At 60.0% G+C, this 25,042-nt stretch carries 24 protein-coding genes; 15 read left to right on the top strand and 9 right to left on the bottom strand.

Annotation, left to right across the window (positions count from 1 at the left end):
- Positions 1 to 140 precede the first annotated feature (140 nt).
- The gene (locus tag ACW5XD_RS22935) at positions 141 to 773 is read right to left on the bottom strand and encodes a LysE family translocator (RefSeq protein WP_456496888.1); all 633 of its coding nucleotides are present in this window, start codon (positions 771 to 773) and stop codon (positions 141 to 143) included.
- A 164-nt stretch (positions 774 to 937) separates the two neighbouring features.
- Between ACW5XD_RS22935 and ACW5XD_RS22930 the strand changes: the two genes are divergently transcribed.
- The 3 genes from ACW5XD_RS22930 to ACW5XD_RS22920 all read left to right on the top strand — a co-directional run bounded on the left by ACW5XD_RS22930 (position 938) and on the right by ACW5XD_RS22920 (position 3,560).
- Positions 938 to 2,560, top strand: a complete 1,623-nt coding sequence (locus ACW5XD_RS22930; protein WP_456496887.1) for a methyl-accepting chemotaxis protein — start codon at positions 938 to 940, stop codon at positions 2,558 to 2,560.
- Positions 2,561 to 2,736: 176 nt separating this feature from the next.
- On the top strand, positions 2,737 to 3,267 hold the full coding sequence (locus ACW5XD_RS22925; RefSeq protein ID WP_456496886.1) for a DUF1523 family protein: 531 nt from the start codon (positions 2,737 to 2,739) through the stop codon (positions 3,265 to 3,267).
- Positions 3,264 to 3,560 carry a winged helix-turn-helix domain-containing protein gene (locus tag ACW5XD_RS22920; RefSeq protein WP_456496885.1) on the top strand — a complete coding sequence of 99 codons (297 nt, stop codon included), beginning with the start codon at positions 3,264 to 3,266 and terminating at the stop codon, positions 3,558 to 3,560. Before ACW5XD_RS22925 ends, ACW5XD_RS22920 begins: the two co-directional genes overlap by 4 nt.
- A gap of 199 nt (positions 3,561 to 3,759) precedes the next feature.
- Here the strand turns inward: ACW5XD_RS22920 and ACW5XD_RS22915 are convergent, their stop codons facing one another.
- The gene (locus ACW5XD_RS22915; RefSeq protein WP_456496884.1) at positions 3,760 to 4,230 is read right to left on the bottom strand and encodes a hypothetical protein; all 471 of its coding nucleotides are present in this window, start codon (positions 4,228 to 4,230) and stop codon (positions 3,760 to 3,762) included.
- A 33-nt stretch (positions 4,231 to 4,263) separates the two neighbouring features.
- Positions 4,264 to 5,199 carry a pyrimidine-specific ribonucleoside hydrolase RihA gene (rihA, locus tag ACW5XD_RS22910; protein ID WP_456496883.1) on the bottom strand — a complete coding sequence of 312 codons (936 nt, stop codon included), beginning with the start codon at positions 5,197 to 5,199 and terminating at the stop codon, positions 4,264 to 4,266.
- A gap of 189 nt (positions 5,200 to 5,388) precedes the next feature.
- Between rihA and ACW5XD_RS22905 the strand changes: the two genes are divergently transcribed.
- Positions 5,389 to 6,117 (top strand): RluA family pseudouridine synthase, encoded by a 729-nt coding sequence (locus ACW5XD_RS22905; RefSeq protein ID WP_456496882.1) that lies wholly within the window; start codon positions 5,389 to 5,391, stop codon positions 6,115 to 6,117.
- Between the two features lie 168 nt (positions 6,118 to 6,285).
- Here ACW5XD_RS22905 and udp read toward each other — a convergent pair whose 3' ends face one another.
- A complete protein-coding gene (udp, locus tag ACW5XD_RS22900; protein ID WP_456496881.1) occupies positions 6,286 to 7,041 on the bottom strand; it encodes a uridine phosphorylase in 756 nt (251 codons plus the stop codon).
- 392 nt (positions 7,042 to 7,433) lie between these two features.
- Between udp and yiaY the strand changes: the two genes are divergently transcribed.
- From yiaY to ACW5XD_RS22885, 3 genes are all read left to right on the top strand, one after another.
- Positions 7,434 to 8,585, top strand: coding sequence for an L-threonine dehydrogenase (gene yiaY / locus ACW5XD_RS22895; protein ID WP_456496880.1), 1,152 nt, complete (start codon positions 7,434 to 7,436; stop codon positions 8,583 to 8,585).
- A gap of 135 nt (positions 8,586 to 8,720) precedes the next feature.
- A complete protein-coding gene (locus ACW5XD_RS22890) occupies positions 8,721 to 9,059 on the top strand; it encodes an outer membrane protein assembly factor BamE (RefSeq protein WP_011705347.1) in 339 nt (112 codons plus the stop codon).
- Positions 9,060 to 9,468: 409 nt separating this feature from the next.
- Positions 9,469 to 10,104 carry an NAD(P)H-binding protein gene (locus tag ACW5XD_RS22885; RefSeq protein WP_456496879.1) on the top strand — a complete coding sequence of 212 codons (636 nt, stop codon included), beginning with the start codon at positions 9,469 to 9,471 and terminating at the stop codon, positions 10,102 to 10,104.
- A gap of 150 nt (positions 10,105 to 10,254) precedes the next feature.
- Here ACW5XD_RS22885 and rluB read toward each other — a convergent pair whose 3' ends face one another.
- The 5 genes from rluB to rnm all read right to left on the bottom strand — a co-directional run bounded on the left by rluB (position 10,255) and on the right by rnm (position 14,625).
- Positions 10,255 to 11,178 (bottom strand): 23S rRNA pseudouridine(2605) synthase RluB, encoded by a 924-nt coding sequence (gene rluB / locus ACW5XD_RS22880; protein WP_043134216.1) that lies wholly within the window; start codon positions 11,176 to 11,178, stop codon positions 10,255 to 10,257.
- 263 nt (positions 11,179 to 11,441) lie between these two features.
- Complete coding sequence (scpB, locus tag ACW5XD_RS22875; protein ID WP_456496878.1) at positions 11,442 to 12,005, bottom strand: SMC-Scp complex subunit ScpB; 564 nt, start codon at positions 12,003 to 12,005, stop codon at positions 11,442 to 11,444.
- A 98-nt stretch (positions 12,006 to 12,103) separates the two neighbouring features.
- Complete coding sequence (locus ACW5XD_RS22870; RefSeq protein WP_456496877.1) at positions 12,104 to 13,042, bottom strand: segregation and condensation protein A; 939 nt, start codon at positions 13,040 to 13,042, stop codon at positions 12,104 to 12,106.
- Entirely contained in the window at positions 12,987 to 13,607 is a 621-nt protein-coding gene (locus ACW5XD_RS22865) for an L-threonylcarbamoyladenylate synthase (RefSeq protein WP_125729370.1), read from the bottom strand. Before ACW5XD_RS22865 ends, ACW5XD_RS22870 begins: the two co-directional genes overlap by 56 nt.
- A gap of 136 nt (positions 13,608 to 13,743) precedes the next feature.
- On the bottom strand, positions 13,744 to 14,625 hold the full coding sequence (gene rnm / locus ACW5XD_RS22860) for an RNase RNM (protein ID WP_456496876.1): 882 nt from the start codon (positions 14,623 to 14,625) through the stop codon (positions 13,744 to 13,746).
- 424 nt (positions 14,626 to 15,049) lie between these two features.
- Between rnm and ACW5XD_RS22855 the strand changes: the two genes are divergently transcribed.
- The 8 genes from ACW5XD_RS22855 to ACW5XD_RS22820 all read left to right on the top strand — a co-directional run bounded on the left by ACW5XD_RS22855 (position 15,050) and on the right by ACW5XD_RS22820 (position 24,664).
- Entirely contained in the window at positions 15,050 to 16,684 is a 1,635-nt protein-coding gene (locus ACW5XD_RS22855) for an anthranilate synthase component 1 (protein WP_456496875.1), read from the top strand.
- Positions 16,681 to 17,313: an aminodeoxychorismate/anthranilate synthase component II gene (locus ACW5XD_RS22850; RefSeq protein WP_456496874.1), complete on the top strand. Its 633-nt coding sequence runs from the start codon at positions 16,681 to 16,683 to the stop codon at positions 17,311 to 17,313. The genes ACW5XD_RS22855 and ACW5XD_RS22850 overlap by 4 nt, the downstream gene beginning before the upstream one ends.
- A gap of 10 nt (positions 17,314 to 17,323) precedes the next feature.
- Positions 17,324 to 18,337, top strand: a complete 1,014-nt coding sequence (trpD, locus tag ACW5XD_RS22845; RefSeq protein ID WP_456496873.1) for an anthranilate phosphoribosyltransferase — start codon at positions 17,324 to 17,326, stop codon at positions 18,335 to 18,337.
- A gap of 131 nt (positions 18,338 to 18,468) precedes the next feature.
- A complete protein-coding gene (trpCF, locus tag ACW5XD_RS22840; RefSeq protein ID WP_456496889.1) occupies positions 18,469 to 19,902 on the top strand; it encodes a bifunctional indole-3-glycerol-phosphate synthase TrpC/phosphoribosylanthranilate isomerase TrpF in 1,434 nt (477 codons plus the stop codon).
- 47 nt (positions 19,903 to 19,949) lie between these two features.
- A complete protein-coding gene (gene trpB / locus ACW5XD_RS22835) occupies positions 19,950 to 21,143 on the top strand; it encodes a tryptophan synthase subunit beta (RefSeq protein ID WP_098983376.1) in 1,194 nt (397 codons plus the stop codon).
- Complete coding sequence (trpA, locus tag ACW5XD_RS22830; protein WP_456496872.1) at positions 21,140 to 21,946, top strand: tryptophan synthase subunit alpha; 807 nt, start codon at positions 21,140 to 21,142, stop codon at positions 21,944 to 21,946. The genes trpB and trpA overlap by 4 nt, the downstream gene beginning before the upstream one ends.
- 665 nt (positions 21,947 to 22,611) lie before the next feature.
- On the top strand, positions 22,612 to 23,724 hold the full coding sequence (locus tag ACW5XD_RS22825; RefSeq protein ID WP_456496871.1) for a linear amide C-N hydrolase: 1,113 nt from the start codon (positions 22,612 to 22,614) through the stop codon (positions 23,722 to 23,724).
- A 544-nt stretch (positions 23,725 to 24,268) separates the two neighbouring features.
- Entirely contained in the window at positions 24,269 to 24,664 is a 396-nt protein-coding gene (locus tag ACW5XD_RS22820; protein WP_456496870.1) for a DUF4019 domain-containing protein, read from the top strand.
- The last annotated feature ends 378 nt before the right edge of the window (positions 24,665 to 25,042 follow it).

The raw sequence follows: 25,042 nt of genomic DNA, 5'->3' as shown, positions 1-25,042 counted from the left end.
GCGTTACGGAAGGGGAGTAAATATCAAAGCGTGTTTGCATGAGGCGCTGGGGCACCCCATGCAACACGTAATTGGGACATAGCCATAAAAATGCCCCCTCGTTGCCAAACACGGAGGGGGCATTTTTCATCGCCGAACCATCAGCCCAACGCCAGCCAGACCCCCACGCCAAACATCAGGGAACCGGCAATCCGGTTCATCAGGGTGACGTTGCCGCTCTTGGCGAGGAAGTGGCGCAGGGTGCGGCCACCGCTGGCATAGAGCAGCAGGCAGGAGAACTCGATGACCAGGATCAGGGCCACCAGAGCGCTGATCTGGGGGGCCATCGGCTTGGCCGCATTGATGAAGGGGGGCAGCAGGGAAACCATGAAGGCCCAGCCCTTGGGATTGGCGATGGCGGTAACGAAGCCCTGCATGGCCAGACTCAGGGGGCGCGTCTCCTGCCCGGCCGAGAGATCCGCCGGAATGGCCATCTTGCCCTTGGCCTGCCACATCTGGATACCGAGCCAGATGAGGTAGGCACCACCCACGTATTTGAAGGCGGAGAAGAGCGCCGGGTAGTTGAGCATGACGGCCGCCACCCCGATCACCGACAGCACTGACACCAGCCCCACCCCGATGAGCTCTCCCCACATCATGTGCAGGGTACGACGCACCCCCAGGCTCATGCCAAGGGTCATCGCCAGAGTCATGCACATGCCGGGAGTGACGGAGACAAAGAAAAACGTGGGAATAAACAGCGCCAAAATAGCGGGATCGATCCAGTCGGACACACTACACCTCCATGGTAACAAGTTTGTGATCTTGCCTATCACACTCTTTTCACACAAGAAAAACCTTTTTCTTTCCGCACGATTTCAGCCATAAAAACCTGTGACAACCTTTGTCGCGCCTGTGTAATATGCCGCCTCACTCCTCTTTTGGGTTAGGATCTTTCATGTCATTGAATAACCTGTCTATCCGTCTGCAAGTTCTCATTCCACTCCTGCTCGCCAGCCTGCTGATGATCCTCATGACCGGGATCAGCAAGCAGGAGATAGACAGCGCCATCTCGGACATGAACGAAACCACCGCCAGCGTTACCCGTCACAAGGACGACATCGCCACTCTGATCCACGCCACCTACCGGTTGCGCACCAACGCCATCTATGGCCTCTACGATCAGCAACGCTTCGCCCGGTTGCCAAGCGATCTGACGGCGGCCGAGCAGGAGATTGGGGCCATCCTGGCCCGACTGGCGATCGCCGGCGCCGAGCAGGACAACAGCCAGGTGGCCGCCGCCTTGCAGGCCTATCTCGGCCACACCCGTAACAACATGCTGCCATTGCTGGCCCAGAAATATCAGGGCGCTGACGATACCGCCGCCTACGAGCAGTCACGGTTACGCTTTCGCGAGCTGGGTGAACAGCTGATCAAACAGATCGATACCATGTCGACCCATGTCAATCAGCTGATCCAGGCCGAAATTGCCGAGGAGCAGGCGCACTACCATGCAGCCCTGTTGCGTACTCTGCTGATGATGGGGGCAACCCTGATCGCGGCCCTGCTCGGTGGCTGGTGGCTGTCCGGTCGGATAGTGCGCCCCATAGGCCAGCTGCAGGAAGTAATGCGCGCCGTCGCCCAGGGCCGCTTCAACGTACGCGCCGCCGCCAGCGGCAACAACGAGCTGAGCCAGCTGGCCGGTGACATCAACCAGACCCTGACCCAGCTCGGCAACACCATCCAGACCCTGACCGGTATCAGTGGCAACGTGGCCTCCGCCGCCACCGAGCTCGCCGCCGTCATGACCCAGTCCGAAGCCAACGCCCAGCAACAGCGCAGCGAAACCGAACAGGTAGCCTCCGCCGTGACCGAGCTGGCCAGCACGGCCGACAACGTCAACCACAATGCCGCCCTGGCCGATGAACTGGCACGCGACGCCAACGACAGGGTCGAGCAGGGGCTGGCGCTGTTTACCGAGAGCATCCAGGCCAACAGCCGCATGGCGGGCAGCCTGGAAAGTGCTGCCGCACAGGTGGCCAGGCTCAAGTCCCAATCCGAGCAGATTGGCAAGGTGATCGAGGTCATTCAGGGGATTTCGGAGCAGACCAACCTGCTGGCGCTCAACGCAGCCATCGAGGCCGCCCGCGCTGGCGAAACCGGGCGCGGCTTTGCGGTGGTGGCCGACGAGGTACGCCTGCTGGCGGCGCGCACCCAGGACTCCACCAAGGAGATCCAGGCCATCATAGAGCAGTTGCAAAGCCAGTCCCAGTCAGCCAACAGCGGCGTGCAGGAGACCCTCACCATACTGGCGCACAACCAGCAGCTTTCCTGCGAGGTGCAAACCTTGCTCGGCGGCATCACGGAAGCGGTCAACCAGATCAATGGGGCCAATGCCCAGGTGGCCACCGCTGCCGAGGAGCAGTCTTGCGTCACCGCCGATATCAACCGCAACATCACCAACATCCACGAGATCGTCAACCAGAACGCGGCCGGCATCAGCCAGAGTGCCGCCGCCAGTCACGAACTGTCACAGCTCGCCGAACAGCAGCGCAAGCAGCTGGCCCAGTTCCAGTTGTAATGGTTGCACGTTCGCTCGACCAAGGCCCCGCATGCGGGGCCTTTCTGTTAATGACGCTGCCAACTTGTTATTGTTTCAAACGCTCTTTTTTATAATTTGGCTTCATTGGGGGCTGGGCTACCCTACCAAATGTAGGTATGGTAGAGGCACGTCACTCCCCCTCATATGAGATCATCATGAAGCTGACCTTCAAGAAACCGGCCTTTATCGGCCTCGGGCTCATCGCCCTCGTCTCCGCCACCTGGCTCGACTTCTATCTGCCGGAGCACACCATCGCCACCATCACTGGTGTAGAGGTAAAGCGCACCGACAAGGATGGCCCCATCAGCCAGAAAAACCCGGCTGACGGTCCCACCACTGACGTCTACTACATCTATACCGAACGGCCCGGCGAGAAGATCCGCGTGTTCCGCAACGAGGACACCGAGTGGGGCTGGCCCTTCTATTTCAAGTTCAACGCCGCCGACGTGCAGGCCAAGGCCAAATCCATGGAGTTCGAAAAACGGCTGGCCATCATTACCTCCTATGGCTGGCGCATCAACATGTTCTCCATGTTCCCCAACGTCACCAAGATTGAGAGTACCGAGCCCGACGCCTCCACCTGGAGCTTCTTCCGCTGGTTCTGGTTCGGTATCTGGGCGCTGGTGATGGGCAAGGCCGCGCTGGCCACCTGGCGCTACTTCGACCGGCTTGAGGACGAGATATGACAGAGCCGAGCAAGACGCGCACCAGCTTCTACCGGCGGCTTTACGTGGCCTGGCTGATCAGCCAGGGCACGGATACGGTCCCTGCCATCATGGAGACGACCGGCATGCCGCGCCGCACCGCGCAGGATACGCTCAGTGCCCTGGCGGAGCTGGACATCAGCTGCGGCTTCGAGCAGACCGAGGGAGCGCGTCACCTGCAGGGGCACTATCGCATCGGCGACTGGGGGCCCATCAACCCCGCCTGGATCAAGGCCCAGCTGCCCGTGATCAAACAGACCCTGGGTTATCCATAAATAGTGACGGGGCGCCATCGCTCGGCGACAGGGGATCTATCCAACCCGCCTGGATCAAGGCCCAGCTGCCCGTGATCAAGCAGACGCCGGGTTATCCCTGATCCCGACGAGGGGACGACGCACAGGGGCCAGCCGATGAGGCTGGCCCCTGCTTTTTTATGTCGAGAGGACGGTCAAGGCTTGGGAGATGGCGGGAGGCTTATTCCGGAAAGGGCTCTTCCGGCAGCGGATCCTGGGTCTCACCCTGGGTGCAGTCTATGATGGATCGCTTGGGGTTGTTGGGATCGCGCAGCAGCAAGGGGGCCTGCCCCTCGCTGTGCTTCTGCTCGTCGGAAAACTCGCTGCCATAGGCGTTGTGGGTCAGCCTTCGCGCATTGGCAATGGGGGTGTCCACGAACAGGGCATGCACCTCGAAGGTGGACGAGGGAATGAGAAAGCCGCTGATGGGCAGGCCATGCAGCTCCTGGCGGGTCTTGTACCAGGCAAACCCGTCCGTCACCTTGTAGGGGGTGAAGTTTTTGAGCTGAGGGTGGGCCGGCTGGCCGGTCTCGCTGTCGAGATAGAGATCATCGAGCTCGCAGGTCGCCAGCCCCTGCCACATAGATTCAAACGGCGTGGAGCAGGCCGTCAGTTGCAACCCGGCCAGCAGTGCCAGCGACGCTTTGTACATTTCCCATCCCTTCTCTCAATAGTGCAATGGCGGTCAGCCAAACGCCCGCAGTCGCTCGACCAGCAGGTCGATGAAGCCCGAACGATCCAGCCCCAACAACACCAGCGCATTGGCCGGTTTGCCGGTCAGGCCATAGCGATCCACCACCGTCATGCCGGTAGTATGGGTGCCACCAGTCTCGATATCGACCCGGCACTCGACCCCGTGAAACAGGGCGGGTGCCAGCAACCAGGCAATGGTACAGGGGTCGTGCATCGGTGCACCAGCAAATCCCCACTTGGGATCCCGGTGGTAGATCATGAAGAAGTCGAGCAAACCGGCCACACACTGGGCCACCGGATTGGCGATGGCGCGCACCCGCGCTATGTCCTCGTCCATCACCTGCGCCTCATGGGTCACATCGAGGCCGCACATGGTGATAGGAATACCTGACTTGAACACCATATCGGCCGCTTCCGGGTCCACATAAATATTGAATTCCGCCGCCGGGGTCCAGTTGCCGGCCCCCGCCGCGCCCCCCATCAACACGATGCGGGCAATCTTGGATGTGAGCTCGGGATGGGCCGCCAGCAGCAGGGCGATATTGGTGAGCGGGCCGGTCGGCACCAGGGTCACCGGCTCCGGGCTCTGGCGCAGGCACTTGGCCATCAATTCGAGGCCCGTCATGGCTTGCGGAGCAAAGGCCGGATCCGGCAACGTGGGGCCATCGAGACCCGACTCGCCGTGGACGTTGTCGGCTATGATAAGCTCGCGCATCAGCGGTTTGGGTGCCCCCGCCGCTACCGGGATGTCGTCACGGCCGAGCAGGGTCAGGATGCGCAGGGCATTGTTGAGGGTCTTGTCCGGCGTCTGGTTGCCCGCGCTGGTGGTGACCGCCAGCACCTTGAGCTCGGGACTGGCCAGCGCCAGTATGAGGGCGATGGCATCATCGTGGCCGGGATCACAATCGAGAATAACGGGCAACGCCATGGACAGACTCCTTACAACATGACAGGGAGCCATACCTTAACAAGCAAGCCCCAGATGAACTCGGGAAGGGGTCACAAAACGGTGCCCTTCTCGCGTTTCAAACCATTGCGTTATCAAGCTATTGAACGAATGACCCCCTCGCATCGCACGGCGCAAGCAGCCGATTCGCCCCGCGCAGCCGGTTCGAGTATGATCGCCCCCCGTTTCCAGTCCGTGTGCCCTATGTCCGTCATCATCGATACCTTCATCGCCCCGCCCTGCGAGGCTGCCATCGAGATCCTGTTTGAGGATGAGCACCTGTTGCTGATCAACAAGCCGAGCGGCCTGCTCAGTCTGTCAGGCAAAAACCCGCAGAACCTCGACTCGGTTCATTACCGGCTGGTGCAGGATTATCCCGGCTGCACCCTGGTGCACCGCCTCGATTTTGGCACTTCTGGCATCATGGTGGTGGCCAGAAACAAGGCCATCAACGCCCTGCTCTGCCAGCAATTCAGCCAGCGGGCAGTAAGCAAAGCCTACAGCGCCCTGCTGTGCGGTCATCTGGTCGACGATGAGGGGGTGATCGATGCCCCCATCGCCAAGGATCCGGCTCTATTCCCGCTGATGACCATCTGCGCCGCCAGCGGCAAGCCCGCCCGCTCCCGCTATCGGGTCATTGAGCGGCTGGCGCAGCAGATGCAAGGTCAGGCAGTGCCTTTGACCCGCGTGCGGCTGGTGCCGGAAACCGGCCGTACCCATCAGCTGCGCATCCACTGCCAGTTGCTGGGCCACCCCATTCTGGGCTGCGATCTCTACGGCGGTCTTGCGTTGCCAGGCACAGAGCAGGCGCCACGGCTGATGCTGCATGCCAGCGAGCTGGATTTGCAGCATCCGGTGAGCGGTGAGCCGATGGCGGTCAGATGTGCCAGCCCCTTCTAGCGAGACGCGGCATCAAGCGGTGGGGTGATAGCAGGCGAAGGGAACAACAGAGGGAACAGAGGCGCAACAGGAGGCAAACGGGGCAAACGGGGCAAACGGGGAAAACGGCAGATAAAAGATAGGGGCCGTGCTTTCGCAACGGCCCCCACCCCCCACTCGGGGTGGCTATCAGATCAGCTTGCGGGCGGCGCCCAGCACGATCTTGATGGCATCAGATTCGGTTCTCGCCATGGTTTCGGCGTTCGGGATTTCCTGCTGGGTACGGTTGACGATAACGCCAGCCACCATACCAGCACGCAGGCCCTGGCTGGAGCACATGGTCAGCAGGGTGGCAGATTCCATCTCATAGTTCAGCACGCCCATGGCTTGCCACTCTTTCATGGAACCCTGGAAACGGCTCACTACGCGGCCGGATACGGTGTCGTAACGCTCCTGACCTGGGTAGAAGGTATCGGAAGAGGCAGTCACACCGATGTGCAGCTTGGAGCCCATCTCTTTGGCGGTGTTGACCAGTGCTGTGGTGCAGTCGAAGTCGGCTACAGCCGGGAACTCCATGGGCGCGAAGTGCAGGCTGGCACCGTCGAGGCGCACGGAACCGGTAGTGACGATCACGTCGCCTACGTTCAGGTGCGGCTGGATGGCGCCGGTGGTGCCGATACGCAGGAAGGTATTGATACCCAGCTGGGCCAGCTCTTCTACCGCGATGGAGGTGGACGGGCCACCGATACCGGTAGAGCAGATGATCACGGCCTTGCCGTCCATCTCGCCGCGCCAGGTGGTGAATTCACGATGGCTGGCCAGGTGCACCGGGTTATCCAACAGCTCTGCGATGCGCTTGACGCGCTCGGGGTCACCGGGGACGATCGCCAGGGTGGCGCCTTGCAGATCCGCTTTCTTCAAACCCAAGTGAAATACATCAGACATAGTGGACTCCTGGTTGCCCCCTGCCAGCATGGTCAGGGCACAAGTTAAGATGATTCTTTATGATACTTTCAAGCCTTTACCCCCCTCTCTGGGGAGGCGCCAACTATGGTCGAAAGCGCTTTCCAATTCCTTGAAGCTCCTCACACTTCCACGCATTGACAGTGACAAATCCCGTGCAAAACGTTTGCTAACTTGATGAATTTCTTGAAAAACGTTTTTCTACCAAGAAAGGGGCGAGCTGCCTTGTCAATCCCTCCCATCCTCAGTTTTTCCGGTACGTGATCGAGTCCATAAAGTTGTAAACAGGATACCATTGACCCCTTTCCATCCCCACTGACGATGCTATGTTGGCGCCCGAATACCACTTAATGGCTAATCATACGGAGTCCATCATGGCGACATTCAAGTTCTACATTCCCGCAATCAACCTGATGGGAGCAGGCTGCCTGCAAGAAGCGGCGGCCGATATAAAGGGTTATGGCTATCACAAGGCGCTGATCGTCACCGACAAGATCTTGAACCAGATCGGCGTGGTCGCCAAGCTCACCGCCCTCCTGGCGGAACATGGCATTGAAAGTCTGGTTTTCGATGAAACCAGACCCAACCCCACCATGACCAACGTCGAGTCGGGTCTGGGGATGATCAAGGCCAACGGCTGCGACTGTGTCATCTCGCTGGGGGGCGGCTCGCCCCACGACTGCGCCAAGGGCATCGCCCTGGTGGCCGCCAACGGTGGCAGCATCCAGGATTACGAAGGGGTAGATCGCTCCGCCAAGCCGCAGCTGCCGCTCATCGCCATCAACACCACCGCCGGCACCGCCTCCGAGATGACCCGCTTCTGCATCATCACCGACGAAGCACGCCACGTGAAGATGGCCATCATCGACAAGCACGTCACCCCGCTGATGTCGGTCAACGATCCCGAGCTGATGCTGGCCAAGCCGGCAGGCCTCACCGCCGCCACCGGCATGGATGCATTGACCCACGCCATCGAGGCCTATGTCTCCACCATCGCCACCCCGGTGACCGATGCCAGCGCCATCATGGCGATCCAGCTCATCGCCAGACACCTGCGCACCGCGGTCAATCAGGGCGACGATCTGCACGCCCGCGAGCAGATGGCCTACGCCCAGTTCCTGGCCGGCATGGCTTTCAACAATGCGAGCCTCGGCTACGTGCACGCCATGGCCCACCAGCTGGGCGGCTTCTACGACCTGCCCCACGGAGTCTGCAACGCCGTGCTGCTGCCCCACGTTCAGGCTTACAACGCGCAAGTGAGCGCCGCTCGCCTGAAGGATGTGGCCCGCCACATGGGGGTCGACGTGAGCGCCATGAACGACGAACAGGGCGCCGCTGCGGCGATTGCCGCCATCAAGCAGCTGGCGCAGGATGTGAAGATCCCGGCCGGTCTGGAGCAGCTCGGCGTCAAGGCCGATGACTTCGACATCCTGGCCAGCAACGCCCTGAAAGATGCCTGCGGCTTCACCAACCCGAAACAGGCGAGCCACGAGGAGATAGTCGCCATCTTCCGCGCCGCCATGTAAATCGCTACCAGGCAGAAAGGGTCGCACGGCGGCCCTTTTTATTGGCTGATGGATCAATGGCTTTTTACTTCCGCAGAGGGAGCCGGTATGATTTGCCGAGCTTAAAAAGACTTGAATGGATGATCTGAACTCGATATGCGGATGAAACACCTGATTGCCGCGGCCCTGACCGCCCTCACCCTGTCCGGTTGCAGCCTGGTCTATCGTATCGATATTCCCCAGGGCAACTATGTGGAACAAAAACAGGTCGACAAACTGCGCCAGGGCATGACCCGCGAACAGGTCGAGTTCGTGCTGGGTTCCGCCATGCTGCGCGATGGCTTTGACCCGAACACCTGGTATTACCTCTATGAATTCCAGCCGGGTCGCGGCGAGAAGGAGCGCAAGGAACTCACCCTGACCTTTGCCAACGACAGATTGGCCACGGTCACCGGCGACTTCCCATTGCCAGCGGCCTTCCACACCCCGCTCTGATCGCATTAACAAAACCGGCCCCGCGCCGGTTTTGTTTTATTTGGCCACCGCCATCCCATCTTGGCAAGGAAGCCTCCATGCACCAGCCCAAGAATCCCCATACCAACGGACGGCTCGCTGGCAAGATCTTGGCGGCCCTCGTTGAACTTGGGAGGCACGCATGAGCCATATCCTGATCGCCGGAACCAACGGACGACTCGATGGCAAGATCTTGGCGGCCCTCGCTGAACCAGGGAGGCACGCATGAGCCAGATCCTGATCGCCGGAGCCAACGGGCTGCTTGATGACCAGGTGCTGGCGACCCTCGCGGAACCTGGGAGGCACGCATGAGCCAGATCCTGATCGCCGGAGCCAGCGGGCTGCTTGATGACCAGACGCTGGCGACCCTCGCGGAACCAGGGAGGCACGCATGAGCCAGATCCTGATCGCCGGGGCCAGCGGGCTGATCGGCCGGGAGCTGCTCAGTCAGCTCGACCCCGCTCATTCACTGACCCTGCTCTGTCGCAAGACAGGTGATCCCCGGCCCCAACATCGCTGGTTGCAGGCCGATTTCGAACGCCTCGACGAGGTTGCGCTGCCCGGCCCCATCGACATCGCCTTCTGCTGCCTCGGCACCACCCGCAAGCAGGCGGGTTCCGACGAGGCGTTTCACCGAGTCGATCACGACTATGTGCTGGCCTTCGCGGCACTCGCTCGCCGCCACGGCTGTCAACGTCTGATCGTCGTCTCGAGCTTGGGAGCCAACCCACGCTCGCCGGCCCTCTATCCCCGCACCAAGGGGCAGATGGAGCAGGCATTGCTGGCGCAATCCTGGCCACGGCTCGCCATAGTGCGCCCCGCCATGCTGCTCGGCAATCGCCAGCCCCCACGCCTGTCGGAGCAATGCTTCCAGGCGATCTACCCGTTGCTGCGCCCGCTGCTGGTTGGCAAGTTGCGCCGCTGGCGCGCCATTGAGGCCAGCCAGGTGGCCCATGCCATGATAGTGCTCAGCCAGCAAGAAAATGGCGTCGAGGTGGTGGAAAACGAGCGACTGCTCGCCATGTGACATCACTATGCCTTCTTCAAAGAGAAAGCAGCATTCAGCCATTCAAGGAACGCTCATATAAAAACAGGGCCCGCACTGGATGGTGCAGGCCCTGTTATTGGTCGAGGTGCCGCAACTCAGCGGCACCTCGACCAAGCACCTGGCGGGTGCTTATTTGCTGCCGGTACCCGAGTTGCGGGTAGAGGAGGTCGGCTTGCGGCGGGCGGTGGTGCTGCGCGCGCGCGGCTCCATGCCTTGCATGTCCTTGTGACGCTTGACGGCACGACGGATCTGGGCGGCCTGCTTGTGACGGGTGCTCTTGCCATCCTGCTGCAGATCGACCTTGGATTCGGTCTCCGGCGGCATGTTGACCAGACCGCGCAGGTAGTTCACTTCCGGCAGTTTCAGTTCCTGCCAGCCACCACGGGGGATGCCACGATCCAGGGTGACGTCGCCGTAGCGCACGCGCATCAGACGACTCACCTGCACTTCCTGGGATTCCCACAGGCGGCGCACTTCACGGTTGCGGCCCTCGGTCAGGGTGACGTTGAACCACTGGTTCAGGCCTTCACCGCCGGCCGGTTTGATCTTGTTGAACTTGGCCATGCCATCTTCCAGCTGCACACCCTTGCGCAGGCGTTGCAGCATGGCTTCGGTGATCTCGCCAAACACGCGCACCGCGTATTCACGCTCCACTTCGTGGCTCGGGTGCATCAGGCGGTTGGCCAGCTCACCGTCCGTGGTGAACAGCAGCAAGCCGGAGGTGTTGACGTCGAGACGGCCTACCGCGATCCAGCGGGCGCTCTCCAGCTTGGGCAGACGATCGAACACGGTGGGACGACCTTCCGGATCGTGGCGGGTACACATCTCCCCTTCGGGCTTGTGATACGCCAGCACGCGGCAGATCATCTCTTCCTCGGCACGGGTCTTGACCGTATGGCCATCGACACGGATCACGGCGTTCACTTCGACGCGATCTCCCAGTGTGGCGACCTTGCCATCCACACTGACCCGACCTGCGGTGATCAGGGCCTCCATCTCACGACGGGAGCCGTGACCCGCGCGGGCCAACACTTTTTGCAGTTTTTCACTCATCGGGGTTACCTGATTGTTGATCGCTGCCCGCCAGCATAACGGGCAACGGTTATTACTGTGTCAAACCCCGTACGGGCAATCCGACACGCTTCAATGCTCAAAAGATCGGGTCAGCCGGCACATGCCAGCACAGGGGACCCGGTCTCGCGGCCCTCGTCCGGCATGCCGGACAAGGGGATGGCAGTGCAGGATCCCGCATGGGTCATCCGACACGCCCTGATGTTCAAGCAGCCCGGTCAGCTGGCACAGGCCAGCGACCAGGACTAGCGCCCCTCGACCGGCAGACCGGGCAAGGGGGATTGCAGTTCAGGATCCAGCTCGGGGAGCTGATCCAGGCTCTGCAGATTAAAATAATCCAGAAATTCCCGGGTAGTGGCGAGCAGCTCGGGGCGACCCACCACCTCCTTGTGACCGACGCTGCGCACCCAGCCACGCTCTTTCAGGGTATTCACTATCTGGCTGGACACCGCCACCCCGCGGATGGCTTCGATCTCGGCACGGGTGATGGGCTGCCGATATGCAATCAGCGTCAGCGTCTCCATCACGGCGCGCGAATAACGGGGCGCCCGCTCGCTCCAGAGCCTGGAGAGCTCCTCGGCATACTCCTGACGCGCCTGAAAGCGCCAGCCGGAGGCGACCTCTTTGAGCTCCACCCCCCGCTCGCTGTAATCCTGCCGCAGTTCTGCCAGCAAGAGTTGAACATAGCGGCCGGTGACGGGGTAATCCGCCAGCACGCCGCTTTTCAGCTCACTCACGGTCAAGGGGCGCCCGGCAATAAAAATCGCGGCTTCGACCAGCGTCTTGAGCCGTTCAGCGGGCAGCGCCACGGTTGCCCTCCCCGCTCATGGCGTCAGACTGGCGGGCCACAGGAAGATGCACACAGACCCCGGCAGGCGGGCAGCAAGCTCGGGACAAAGAAACCAACTCAGTGTGCATATTCACGTTCCCCGCTTTCATCTTGGCTCGCCAGGGCAAAATGGATCGGCCCCAGCGGCTCGGCCTGCAGGATCCAGATCAGGGACTCCTTGGACAGCTCCAGCAGGGCCAGAAACGTCACCAGCACCCCCATGCGTCCCTCTTCGGCTCTGAGCACCTGTTCCAGCCGCAACGTCTGGCCCAGCGAGAGCATGGCGAGGATCTCCGCCATGCGCACCCGGGTCGGGATCTGCTCGCGGCGGATCTGATGATGTTCGAAATGAGTCGCGCGTTTTACCACACTTTGCATGTAAAGGGCGAGCTCAACCAGCGAAACATCGGGGGTCAATGGCTTGAGAGAGCCAAAATCCGGCGGCAGGGCGGCAGCGATAAAGATCTCCCGTTCCACCCGTGGCAAGGCATTGAGACGCTCGCCCCCCACCTTGAAGCGCTCATATTCCTGCAGTCGACGAATAAGGGTGACGCGGGGATCTTCTCCCTCCTCTTCGTCCTCCAGCTCGGGGGCCTTGGGCAGCAGCAGGCGAGATTTTATCTCCGCGAGCCAGGCCGCCATCAGCAGATATTCCGCGGCCAGCTCCAGATTGAGCCCCTGCATCAGCTCCACGTACTCCATGTACTGGGCGGTGATCTGCAGGATCGGCAGGTTCAGGATATCCAGCTGCTGGCGCCGGATGAGATAGAGCAGCAGATCGAGCGGCCCCTCGAAGGTATCGAGGAAGACTTCCAGCGCATCGGGCGGAATGAACAAGTCCTGGGGCAGCTCATGGTAGGGCTGCCCCAGCACACGCGCTATGGGGGATGGGATGGCCTGGGGGAGGATGCCCTCCCCCGTTGCGCCCAACGCAGGCGGGGCCATCACGGGCACAGGGTCATCACTCAAACGGAGTCGGGTCTCCGGCACCACGACGACGCAGCACGGGCTCGTCATCGGAGAAATCCACTACCGTAGTGGGCTGCTCGCCCAGATAGCCACCGTTGACCACCAGATCCAGCTGCTTGCCCAGCTTGTCGAAGATCTCTTCCGGGTCAAACTCCGCCATCTCCGAACCCGGCAGGATCAGGGTGGTGGAGAGCAGCGGCTCGCCGAGGGCTTCCAGCAGGGCCAGCGCTATGTTGTTGGCCGGCACCCGGATGCCGATGGTCTTCTTCTTCTCGTTCATCAGACGGCGCGGCACTTCCTTGGTCGCCTTGAAGATGAAGGTGTAAGGCCCGGGCGTGTTGCCCTTGACCAGGCGAAACGCCGTGTTGTCCACCTTGGCATAGGTAGAGATCTCGGAAAGATCCCGACACACCAGGGTGAAGTCGTGGGTGGGATCGATGCGACGGATGCGGCAGATGCGCTCCAGCGCGCCCTTGTCACCCATCTGGCAACCGAGCGCATAGCCGGAATCGGTCGGATAGACGATGACGCCGCCGTTCTGGATGATCTGTACCGCCTGGCCGATCAGACGGGCCTGGGGGTTTTCCGGGTGTACGTAAAAATGCTGACTCATAACTCGTTCTCGCAATGGGGGCGGCAATGCCTGCCCGCTCGTATGGTCACGGGTTCCAGACCCATGGCACTACCTTAACCTGTTTGACGCCGGTTTGCCCTCTCATGCAACAGAAGGCCAACCGGCAGACCCTGTACTAGCGGCTGGCCAGCAGGGTGGCATGCTGCTCGGTGGTGAGCCCGAAGTGACCCGGATAAGCCAGCCAGACCGGCATGCCTTCCTTGGGCAGCCAGAGGTGGCGGCCCAGCTCGGTCCAGTTGGAGGGAAAGTGAAAATCCGATCCCACCGAGATGTAGAGGTCGTGCTCCCTGGCCCACTGGCCCAGGTTGGCCCGCTCCTGCGGGCTCTGCTGGGGCAGTGACACCTCCATGGCATCGCCACCGACCGCCTTGAAGGCCACCAGCAGCCGCTTGATCCACTTGGCGGTGAGATCGTAACGGCTGGGGTGGGCCAATACCGCCAGCCCGCCGGCAGCGTGAATGGCGGTGATGGCCTCGCTCATCTCGGGCCACTCGGCCGGGGCATAACCCTTGTTGCCTCGACTCAGGTACTTTTTGAATACCTTCTGCATGTTGTCGGCCACCCCGCGCGCCACCAGCACACGGGCAAAGTGGGCACGGGTCACGGCGGCATCACCGGCCAGCGCCTTGGCCTCTTCATAGGTGCCCGGGATCAGGCACTTCTCCAGACGGCGCCCTATTTCCAGTGCGCGCGCCTCACGACGAGCCCGTTGGCCCGCCAAAAATGCCACCAGCTGCGGATTTTTTTCATCCACCCCCAGCGCCACTATGTGGATCTCGTGATGCTCCCAACCGGTGGAGATCTCGACCCCGCTCACCAGCCGCAGCGGCAGCTGCTCGGCTTCGATGATGCGACGCACCTCATCAAGTCCATCAAGGGTGTCGTGGTCAGTAACTGCTAACACCTCTACCTGTTTTTCGGCAGCGCGGCGCACCAGATCGGCCGGGCTCAACACACCGTCGGAGGCAGTGGTATGACAGTGAAGATCGAATCTCATCAGGTTATTCCGCTCTCATGATCAGGTCACCATCGGTGAAAGAAGGCTAAAAAGCGACTTGACTTGGCCGCAGCTTTATCGTTTTCTGTAGGCACTTCATTGCAAACATCTTTTTACAGGACTTTATCATGCAAACGACTTCCATCCTGACCATCTGGTGGTGGCACACCCCCTGACATGCGGGCGTGTGGTCGTTGCTGTATCTGTAATCTGACAGCAAATTAAGAACCCAAAGAAAAAGCCCGCTGACCCCAGCGGGCTTTTTTATTATCCGGCAAATGGACCTGTGATGAAACCGAGAATTCAGACAAGAACACTGACCTGGCGATGGCAACCCTACTGAAACCGCCTAAACCAATTTAATTTCCAAGGAATTCAATGTCATGAACATCGGTAAAACGCATCACACGCAAGGGAACGCACTATGACCGTCAATACGACTCGCTTGCCCCTGGGTGAATTCGATACCCTCAAGCTCAACGCCCCCTATGTGGCCGACCCGCTGGCGCTCTACACCCGCCTCTGCCAAGGTCGCCCCAACAATCTGTTGCTGGAATCGGTCGAGATCGACTCCAAGGCGGGCAAGCAGAGCCTGCTGCTGGTGGATGCCTGCCTGCGCATTGAATGCCGTGGCCGCACAGTGCGGGTGCGCACTCTGAACGACAACGGCGCCCAGCTGCAGAGCCTGCTGGTCGAGCGCCTGCCTGCTGTGGTCGCACGCTCGCTGGTGGATGGCGAGTTGCAGCTCGACTTCCCGGCCTCCGATCGGGAGCAGGATGAAGACTCTCGCCTCAAGGGGAGCAGCGTGCTGGACGTGTTGCGTACTCTGCAACAGGAGCTGCAATGCCAGTTAGGTAAAGAAGCGCTGTTTATGGCAGGCAGCTTCGCCTACGACCTGATCGCCTCCTTCGAGGATCTGCCAGAAGTACCGGAGGGGAGCAACAGTTGCCCCGACTACTGCTTCTATGTGGCCGAGACCCTGATCACCATCGATCATATCGAGCGTTCAACCCAGTTGCTGGCCTGCATCTTTGGTGGTGACAGCGATGAGAGCCAGGTGGAAGACAGATATAGCCGCCTGAGCGATCGGCTCACCGACTTCAAACAGATTTGCCAACAAACCCTGAGCGCCGAGCTGACCACCCAGCCCCTCACCGGCGGCATGAGCGTGGACAAGGGCGACAAGCAGTTCTGCGCCGAGGTGGAGAAGCTCAAGGGCTTCATCCGCCGTGGCGACATCTTCCAGGTGGTGCCGTCCCGCTGTTTCTCCCTGCCCTGCCCGAACCCGCTGGCCGCCTATCGCCGCCTCAAGCAGACCAACCCCAGCCCCTACATGTTCTACGTGCAGGATGAGGGCTTCACCCTGTTTGGCGCCTCGCCGGAGAGCGCGGTCAAGTTTTGCGCCGCCAGCCGCGACGTCGAGATGTACCCCATCGCCGGCACCCGTCGCCGGGGCTTGAACCCGGACGGCAGCATCAACCGGGATCTGGATGGCCGCATCGAGCTGGAGCTGCGCCAGGACGAAAAAGAGGTGGCCGAGCACCTGATGCTGGTGGATCTGGGCCGCAACGACATAGCCCGCATCTCCGAGCCCGGCACCCGCTACGTCAAGGAACTGCTGAAAGTTGATCGCTACAGCCACGTGATGCACCTGGTCTCCAAGGTGGTGGGCACCTTGCGTTCAGACCTTGACGCCCTGCACGCCTATCAGGCCTGCATGAACATGGGCACCCTCACCGGCGCCCCCAAGATCCGCGCCAGCGAGCTCATTCGCATGGTGGAAGGCAAGCGCCGTGGCAGCTACGGCGGCGCAGTCGGCTACATCAACGGTGCGGGCGAGATGGATACCTGCATCGTCATTCGCTCGGCGTTTGTCAAAGATGGGATGGCCCATGTGCAGGCCGGCGCCGGTGTGGTCTATGACTCCAAACCCCAGGCCGAAGCGGACGAGACCCGCGCCAAGGCGGCCGCCGTGCTGGCCGCCATCGCCGCCAGCCATGGCACCTCACTGCAAGCCCTGAGCGCCCAGCAGGAGCAACATAAGGACGTGAGCCAATGAGTACCGGATCAACAGCCACTAACATTTTCCTGCTCGACAACTTCGATTCGTTTACCTACAACCTGGTCGATCAGTTCCGCTCCCTCGGTTATCCGGTGCGGATCTACCGCAACAGCCTGCCGGCGAGCCGCATCATGAGCGAGATCGCCGCCTGCGAAGGGGACGCCGTGCTGGTGCTCTCCCCGGGGCCAGGTGCCCCCCACGAGGCGGGTTGCCTGATTGATCTGATCAAGCTGGCCCGCAGTCAGGTGCCCATCCTCGGCATCTGCCTCGGTCATCAGGCCCTGTGCGAAGCCTACGGCGGCACCGTCGGTGCGGCGGGTGAAATCGTCCACGGCAAGCGCTCCCTGATTGAGCACAACGGCCACGGCGCCTTCGCCGGTCTGCCAAGCCCACTGCCGGTGGCGCGCTACCACTCGCTGGTGGCCACCTATGTACCGGAAGAGCTGACGGTGATTGCCCACTATCAGGGCATGCCCATGGCCATAGAGCAGCAGGACGACAGGGTGCTGGGCTTCCAGTTCCATCCCGAATCCATCATGACCTCGGAAGGGGCCCGCCTGCTGACTCAGGCGCTCGCCCATATCACCCGTCCAGAAAGCATTTTTTCGACACGCGGCGCGCGGTAAGGAAGACCCTATGCATCATCATCTCAACACCCTCTATCAGGGTCAGTCTCTGAGCCGTGAAAGTACCCGCGACGCCTTCGGCCAGGTGGTACGTGGCGAAGTAGATCCCATAGTGCTCGCCAGTTTATTGACCGCCCTCAAGATCAAGGGGGAGACGCCGGAGGAGATCGCCGGTGCCGCCGAGGCTCTCTTGGCGGAAGCGCGCGACTTCCCGCGTCCGGATTACGAGTTCTGCGACATAGTCGGTACCGGTGGCGATGGCCTCAACACCATCAACGTCTCCACCACCTCGGCGCTGGTCGCCGCCGCCTGCGGCCTGAAAGTGGCCAAGCACGGCAACCGTTCAGTCTCGAGCAAGTCGGGTTCGAGCGATCTGCTGGACAAGATGGGCATCAAACTCGACATGAGCCCGGCGCAGGCGCGCCACTGTCTGGATGAACTCGGCATCTGCTTCCTGTTCGCCCCCCAGTATCACGCTGGCGTGCGCCACGCCATGCCGGTGCGTCAGGCCCTCAAGACCCGCACTCTGTTCAACGTGCTGGGGCCGCTTATCAACCCCGCCCGCCCTACCTATCAGCTGATGGGGGTCTATGCCCCCGAGCTGGTGCGCCCCATCGCAGAAACCCTGCTGGCACTGGGGCTGAAAACCGGTATGGTGGTTCACGGCGCCGGCCTTGACGAGATTGCCATCCACGGCCCGACCCAGGTGGCCCAGATCCGTGACGGCGAGATCCGCGAATTTATGATCACCCCGGCTGACTTTGGCCTCGAGACCTACCCGGTCAGCGCCATTCAGGGTGGGGAACCGGAAGAGAACCGCGCCATCACCGCCGCCATTCTGGAGGGGCGTGGCACCCCGGCTCACAACGCCGCCATTGCCGCCAACGTGGCACCGCTACTGCTGATGGCGGGCAAGGCAAAAGATCTCAAGAGCGCGGCCGCCGAGGTGCTGGCGGTGCTGGCGAGCGGCAAGACAGCGGAGCTCGCAGCCCGCCTCGCCACCCTGAGCCATCAGGAGGCATGATGTCAGCCACTAACCAGCACGGCATTCACTCAGGCACTAGCTCAGATCGCCCGCAGGGCTATAACCCAAGCCCGCTGGGCACTCACTCAGATCGCCCGCAGGGCAACAGCCAGCTTCGCAAGGATAACGAGATGTCAGACCTCATTGCCCCCCATGCCTTCCTGAACATGGCCTCCATCAACCAGACCATTCTCGGCAAGATAGTGGCGGCCAAACAGGAGTGGGTCGCCGCCCGCAAGCTGGCCCAGCCGCTGGAGAGCTTCCAGAGTGAACTGGTAGCAAGCGATCGGGATTTTGTCGGTGCGCTCAAGGCCGGTTCCACCCGCTTTATTCTGGAGTGCAAGAAGGCCTCTCCCTCCAAGGGGCTGATCCGCGATGACTTCAGCCCGGAGGCGATCGCCGACATCTATGGCAAATACGCCACCGCCATCTCGGTACTGACCGACGAGAAGTTCTTTCAGGGGGATTTCGCCTTTTTGCCGCGGGTGCGCGGTCGCGTCAGTCAGCCGGTGCTGTGCAAGGATTTCATGATTGACCCCTATCAGCTCTATCTGGCCCGCCACTATCAGGCGGACGCCATACTGCTGATGCTCTCCGTGCTCACCGATGAGGGCTATCGCGCCCTGTTCGCGGTGGCCAGGGTGCTGGGTCTGGGCGTGCTGACCGAGGTGAGCAATGAAGAAGAGCTGACCCGCGCCATCGCGCTTGGCGCCCCCGTAATTGGCATCAACAACCGGGATCTGCGGGACTTGAGCGTCGATCTCAACCGCACCAAGCAGCTGGCGGCCCGCATCCCGGCCGATCGAGTCGTGATCAGCGAATCCGGCATCAAGGATCGCACCCAGGTGGCCGAGCTGCGCCACCATGCCAAGGGCTTCCTGGTGGGCTCCTCCCTGATGGAGGAAGCCGATCTGGAGGCCGCGGTACGCAAGCTGGTGCTCGGTCAGAACAAGGTATGCGGCCTCACCCGTGCCGACGATGCCACCGCCGCCCATCAGGCGGGCGCCGTGTTCGGTGGCCTTATCTTTGTGGCCAAAAGCCCGCGCTACGTGGATATTCCCGCCGCCCGCACCGTGATGGCTGGCGCGCAGCTCTCTTACGTCGGGGTATTTCGCAACGCCCAGCAAGAGACCATCGCCAAGACGGTGGAGGCGCTCGGGCTCGCCGCGGTGCAACTGCATGGGGAGGAAGATGCCCCCTATATCGACAACCTGCGCCCGCTGCTGCCGGCGACTTGCCAGATCTGGAAAGCCGTAGGCGTCTCTCTCGGCAAAGAAAGCGGCGAACCCCTGCCCGCCCTCGACCTCCCGGTGGATCGCCTGCTGCTGGATACAAAAGTCGGCAACCAGAGCGGCGGCACGGGTCAGGCGTTCGACTGGGCCATGCTAGCCACTCTCGACAAGAGCAAGTTGATGCTGGCGGGCGGGCTGAATCCAGACAACGCCCTGCAGGCGGCCCAGGTCGGCTGCCTCGGCCTTGATTTCAACTCCGGGGTAGAAAGCGCCCCGGGCCAGAAGGATGCACACAAGCTGGCGGCCGCCTTTGCCGCCCTGCGCAACCTGTAACGCAACCCTTTTTGATGTTTCGATTTAGCTAATACAAGGAAGAAGCCATGACCCTGCTCAACCCGTTTTTTGGTGAATTTGGCGGCATGTATGTGCCCCAAATCCTCATCCCCGCCCTGCTCCAGCTGGAGAAAGCCTTCGTCGATGCCAAGGAGGATCCGGCCTTTATCGCCGAATTTCAGGAGCTGCTGACCGAGTATGCCGGTCGCCCGACCCCGCTCACCCTGACCCGCAACCTGACCAAGGGCACCAAGACCCGCCTCTATCTGAAGCGTGAAGACCTGCTGCACGGCGGCGCCCACAAGACCAACCAGGTGCTGGGTCAGGCACTGCTGGCCAAGCGGATGGGCAAAACCGAGATCATCGCCGAGACCGGCGCCGGTCAGCACGGCGTTGCTACCGCGCTGGCCTGCGCCCTGCTCGGCCTCAAGTGCCGGGTCTATATGGGCGCCAAGGATTGCGAGCGCCAGAAACCCAACGTGTTTCGCATGAAGTTGATGGGCGCCACCGTGATACCGGTGCACTCAGGCTCCAGCACCCTGAAAGATGCCTGCAACGAGGCGCTGCGCGACTGGGCCGCCAACTACGACAACGCCCACTATCTGCTGGGCACGGCCGCCGGCCCGCACCCCTTCCCCACCATAGTGCGGGAGTTCCAGAAGATGATCGGCGAAGAGGCCAAGGCCCAGTGCTTCAAGAAAGAGGAGCGGCTGCCCGATGCGGTGATCGCCTGCGTCGGCGGCGGTTCCAACGCCATCGGCATGTTTGCCGACTTCATCGACAACCCTGAGGTGCGCCTGATCGGGGTCGAGCCGGGTGGTCACGGCATCGAGAGCGGTGAGCACGGCGCCCCGCTGGGTCACGGCAGCAAGGGGGTCTTCTTTGGCATGCACTCCTACCTGATGCAGGACAAGCAGGGGCAAATTCAGGAGTCCTACTCCGTCTCGGCGGGGCTCGACTTCCCCTCCGTCGGCCCGCAGCACGCCCATCTGGCCTCCATCGGCCGCGCCGAGTATGTCTCCATCACCGACAAGGAGGCGCTGGACGCCTTCCAGGAGCTGGCCAAATCAGAAGGGATTATCCCGGCGCTGGAATCCTCCCACGCCCTGGCTCACGCCCTCAAGATGGCCCGCAGTGAACCGGAGAAAGAGCAGGTGCTGATCGTCAACCTCTCCGGCCGTGGCGACAAGGATATCTTCACCGTCGCCGACATTTTCGAGAAAGAAGGAACCTTGTCATGAATCGTTACGCACAACTTTTCTCCCGTCTGGATGCGGTCAATCAGGGCGCCTTTGTGCCGTTCGTGATGCTGGGTGACCCCACCCCCGAACTCTCCTTGGCCATCGTCGATGCGCTGGTCGCAGGGGGCGCCGATGCCCTCGAACTCGGCATTCCCTTCTCCGATCCGGTAGCGGACGGCCCCACCATTCAGGGCGCCGCCCTGCGCGCCTTCGAAAGCCACACCACTCCGGACGACTGCTTCGATCTGCTCGCTCGCATCCGTGCAAAGTACCCGCAGCTGCCCATTGGCCTGCTGGTCTACGCCAATCTGGTCTATGTACGCCACATCGATGGCTTCTATGAGAAGTGCCAGCAGGCGGGCGTGGATTCGGTGCTGGTCGCCGACGTGCCGGTACAGATGTGCGCCCCCTACAAGGCGGCCGCCGACAAGTTTGGCATCGACAGCATCTTTATCGCCCCGCCCAATGGCGATGCCGAGACTCTCAAGGCAGTTGCCGAGCTGGGCAGTGGTTACACCTATCTGGTGAGCCGCGCTGGCGTCACCGGTGCCGAGACCAAGGCCGGCATGCCGGTGGATGGGCTGATCAATACCCTGCGCGAGTTCAAGGCGCCCCCCGCCCTGCTCGGCTTTGGCATCAGCGAACCGGCTCAGGTACGTGAAGCGATCGCCGCTGGCGCCGCCGGTGCCATCTCCGGCTCCGCAGTAGTGAAGATCATCGAGATCCACCACCAGAACCCGGAGCATATGCTCACTCGTCTGAAAGAGTTTGTGGAAGGGATGAAGGCCGCGACCAATCGCTAAGGTCGGGTATGGGGTCTATTGTCTGTGGCCCTGATCTGCCAGTTCACATAACCACGTAAAAGGGAGCCTGACCGGCTCCCTTTCGTTTTATCTCGCTTGTACCCGCTAACAGCTCCCTGTGTGTTGCCCCCTCTCCCTCCGGGAGAGGGTTGGGGTGAGGGCAGCTTTGCATTCCCTGCCAAATGAGTTGATTACCCAAAGCACAACCGATGGCTAATTTATTGATCCAACACAGATTCCCGCCAAAATACGCTTCTCAACGCGCCATACTCGCCCATAAAATAGCCAAACGACAATCAACCTCTCGGAAGAGCGTCATGGCAGCAATTGTTGATATTTCGCAGGTGAAAAGCAGCGAACCAGGAGGCCGTCACTCAGTGGCGATAGCCTTGCTGGTACTTGCCATCGCCGGCTCATGCTCTGTGTTTTTATGCCGGGAAAATCCTGGAGCAAATAGAAGAAGGCAAGCGAATACATCTGGATATCAGAGGTAGGTTGGTAATGTCATGATGTCATTATTTGGTGGCAACTATCAGGGCAGAAAGGAGTGATATGGAAGGCTCTGTTATCGGATGAGTACCACCCTCCATCTCATCATTGTTAGCCAACGAATCATCTCTATTTGCCGTAACCAGAACAGTTAACTCAGACCAAAGGCGGAATAAATGATCACCAAAAAACTCATAGCCTCGCTTTCTGCATTGGCTACCTTCGCGATGACACCCGTTGCCGATGCTTGCACGGGGATTACCCTGAAGGCTAAAGACGGGGCGGTCGTTTTTGGCCGCACGATGGAATGGGGCACTTTCGATCTGCAGTCCAGGGCGGTAATCATCCCTCGTGGACATCAATTTACGGGTAATACCCCTGATCATAAATCCGGTCTGAGCTGGAAAGTGCAGCATGGATTTATCGGCCTGGATGCCCCGGCTATGGGTGAGGGCCTTATTCTCGACGGTATGAATGAGAAGGGTCTTGCCGTCAATGGCTTCTACCTTCCAGGCTTCACCGAATATCAAGTGTATGACCCAGCCAAATCCAACATAAGCATCGGTCCCGGTGATGTCATTTCCTATCTGCTCTCGACCACTGCGACTGTGGATGAGGCCAAGGCGGCGCTCGCCAAGGTTCGTGTAACACCAGTGGTCGCGCCATCTCTTGGTTTTGCTCCTCCGGCACATTTCATCGTCACCGAGCCCAGCGGCAAAGCCATCGTGATCGAATACGTGAAGGGCGAACTCGTTATCTTCGACGCGCCACTTGGCGTGATCACCAACGCGCCGAACTATGACTGGCACATAACCAACCTGCGCAACTATCTCAACCTGTCGAAGGTAGCCCTACCGTCGAAGAAGATTGAGGAGATGGACTTTGCACCCTTGGGTGGCGGAAGCGGGATGATTGGGCTGCCCGGCGATAACACCCCCCCGTCGCGGTTCGTTCGGGCAGTGGCTTTCTCGCAGACAGCACGTCCCACGCCAACGGGGCAGGAGACGGTATACGAACTGTTCCGCATGCTAGACAATTTCAACTTGCCACTCGGTTCCGCCGAGGGGGAAGGCGAAGCAAAGACCAAAGATATGCGCAGCTCCACCATCTGGACGACTATCTATGATACGAAGAACAGAGCCTTGTATTACCACACGCAGCACAACAGACGGGTGCGTACAATCGATGTAAGCAAGATTGATTTCACTTCGTTGCGCGAGCCGGTGCTCATTCCCCTCGACAGAATAAAAGCCCAAGATATCGAAGATGTGACACCGATGACGAAATAACAATCCAATCGCGGGCTATATAGCCAGCGCATGAAAAGATGGGAGGCTGCGTTTTTATGGCTCTGATATGCCCATTCGCATAACCACACAAAAGGGAGCCTGACAGGCTCCCTTTCTCTTTGCCGTTTGTGCCCGCGTATCACTCCCGGCATTTTGCTCCCCTCTCCCTTCAGGAGAGAGTCAGGGTGAGGGGAATCGTGCATTTCCAGCCAAGCAAGTTGCTCACTCAGCGCATGCCTTAATGACTAATTTGTTGATCCAACACAGATTCCCGCCACAACACGCTTCTCAACTATCCCCCACCCTCTTAGGATACTCGAATGACAATCAACCTCTCGGAAGAACGCCATGAAAGCGATTGTTGCTATCTCGCAGGTTAAAAGCAGCAGACTGGGGGCTGAAACTCAGGGGCGGTAGCGTGGTTTTGCAGGTTGGTGCAGAACGAAGCGAATCCCAACATACGAGATAAATCACGCCCCTTAACCAAACGTTAGCAATATCTTGAGTGCGGCATTTCAATAAACATTAGAGTAAAGGAGTTTTTATGAGAAAACTAATATTAGTTTTGTCGCTGTTTTTTTCATCTTTTGTGTTGGCTAATGAGTCTGACGGCTCTATAGCAGCAAATGATTGGCTTAAAATTGTTGATGCTGGAGAATATGCCGAAAGTTGGCAGAATTCAGATGCGTTGTTTAAATCACAACTATCACAAGCTCAATGGAATAATGAACTAAAAGGTGTACGCACTCCGCTAGGTGGAGTGATTTCTCGGACAAAAATTGATATCAATGAGTATTCCTCACTGCCTGGCGTACCGGATGGAAAATATTTTGCAATTAGGTTTAAAACTGAATTCAAAAATAAAAAATCAACAACCGAAACATTAACATTTAGCAAGAAGAGTGGCCATTGGCTTCCTATCGGTTATTTTATTAAATAGCACTGATCGAAAATAAGGCTCACAAACCCTTCAAAAGGGATAGCCAACTCGTGGCATTTTATTTTGCATTGGTTTACGTGGTCAGAAAATTAGGACGTTGTCGGAAAAATTATAACACCCACCTTTCTGAGCAAAACAAAACATAGCCAGCACACAAAATATTGACGCCCCTGTTGTGATATCAAACCTTATGTCTTTGGAGAAAATATGAAATTTTACAGTGCTGAACAATATCAAGCATCTTGTGAAGAGCTGTTTCTTCGATACGAGCGCAAAGTAAAACAATTTGTACAGATCTAGTTATCACCTGACACCGGCCTCAAACCGGTGTCTTGTTTACGCTACTTTAGTGCGCACTTCCTTCGGTATCAATTTCAG

This window comes from Aeromonas enterica (genome assembly GCF_054052465.1).
The sequence above is the reverse complement of the archived record's forward strand: the minus strand, read 5'-3'. Positions and strand labels throughout refer to the sequence as shown.

Excerpts from the sequence above, each read along its gene's own strand:
- ACW5XD_RS22930 (WP_456496887.1), top strand. The coding sequence starts at position 938 with ATGTCATTGAATAACCTGTCTATCCGTCTGCAAGTTCTCATTCCACTC.
- ACW5XD_RS22925 (WP_456496886.1), top strand. The coding sequence starts at position 2,737 with ATGAAGCTGACCTTCAAGAAACCGGCCTTTATCGGCCTCGGGCTCATC.
- ACW5XD_RS22920 (WP_456496885.1), top strand. The coding sequence starts at position 3,264 with ATGACAGAGCCGAGCAAGACGCGCACCAGCTTCTACCGGCGGCTTTAC.
- ACW5XD_RS22915 (WP_456496884.1), bottom strand. The coding sequence starts at position 4,230 with ATGTACAAAGCGTCGCTGGCACTGCTGGCCGGGTTGCAACTGACGGCC.
- rihA (WP_456496883.1), bottom strand. The coding sequence starts at position 5,199 with ATGGCGTTGCCCGTTATTCTCGATTGTGATCCCGGCCACGATGATGCC.
- ACW5XD_RS22905 (WP_456496882.1), top strand. The coding sequence starts at position 5,389 with ATGATCGCCCCCCGTTTCCAGTCCGTGTGCCCTATGTCCGTCATCATC.
- udp (WP_456496881.1), bottom strand. The coding sequence starts at position 7,041 with ATGTCTGATGTATTTCACTTGGGTTTGAAGAAAGCGGATCTGCAAGGC.
- yiaY (WP_456496880.1), top strand. The coding sequence starts at position 7,434 with ATGGCGACATTCAAGTTCTACATTCCCGCAATCAACCTGATGGGAGCA.
- ACW5XD_RS22890 (WP_011705347.1), top strand. The coding sequence starts at position 8,721 with ATGCGGATGAAACACCTGATTGCCGCGGCCCTGACCGCCCTCACCCTG.
- ACW5XD_RS22885 (WP_456496879.1), top strand. The coding sequence starts at position 9,469 with ATGAGCCAGATCCTGATCGCCGGGGCCAGCGGGCTGATCGGCCGGGAG.
- rluB (WP_043134216.1), bottom strand. The coding sequence starts at position 11,178 with ATGAGTGAAAAACTGCAAAAAGTGTTGGCCCGCGCGGGTCACGGCTCC.
- ACW5XD_RS22870 (WP_456496877.1), bottom strand. The coding sequence starts at position 13,042 with ATGACGAGCCCGTGCTGCGTCGTCGTGGTGCCGGAGACCCGACTCCGT.
- ACW5XD_RS22865 (WP_125729370.1), bottom strand. The coding sequence starts at position 13,607 with ATGAGTCAGCATTTTTACGTACACCCGGAAAACCCCCAGGCCCGTCTG.
- rnm (WP_456496876.1), bottom strand. The coding sequence starts at position 14,625 with ATGAGATTCGATCTTCACTGTCATACCACTGCCTCCGACGGTGTGTTG.
- ACW5XD_RS22855 (WP_456496875.1), top strand. The coding sequence starts at position 15,050 with ATGACCGTCAATACGACTCGCTTGCCCCTGGGTGAATTCGATACCCTC.
- ACW5XD_RS22850 (WP_456496874.1), top strand. The coding sequence starts at position 16,681 with ATGAGTACCGGATCAACAGCCACTAACATTTTCCTGCTCGACAACTTC.
- trpD (WP_456496873.1), top strand. The coding sequence starts at position 17,324 with ATGCATCATCATCTCAACACCCTCTATCAGGGTCAGTCTCTGAGCCGT.
- trpCF (WP_456496889.1), top strand. The coding sequence starts at position 18,469 with ATGTCAGACCTCATTGCCCCCCATGCCTTCCTGAACATGGCCTCCATC.
- trpB (WP_098983376.1), top strand. The coding sequence starts at position 19,950 with ATGACCCTGCTCAACCCGTTTTTTGGTGAATTTGGCGGCATGTATGTG.
- trpA (WP_456496872.1), top strand. The coding sequence starts at position 21,140 with ATGAATCGTTACGCACAACTTTTCTCCCGTCTGGATGCGGTCAATCAG.
- ACW5XD_RS22825 (WP_456496871.1), top strand. The coding sequence starts at position 22,612 with ATGATCACCAAAAAACTCATAGCCTCGCTTTCTGCATTGGCTACCTTC.
- ACW5XD_RS22820 (WP_456496870.1), top strand. The coding sequence starts at position 24,269 with ATGAGAAAACTAATATTAGTTTTGTCGCTGTTTTTTTCATCTTTTGTG.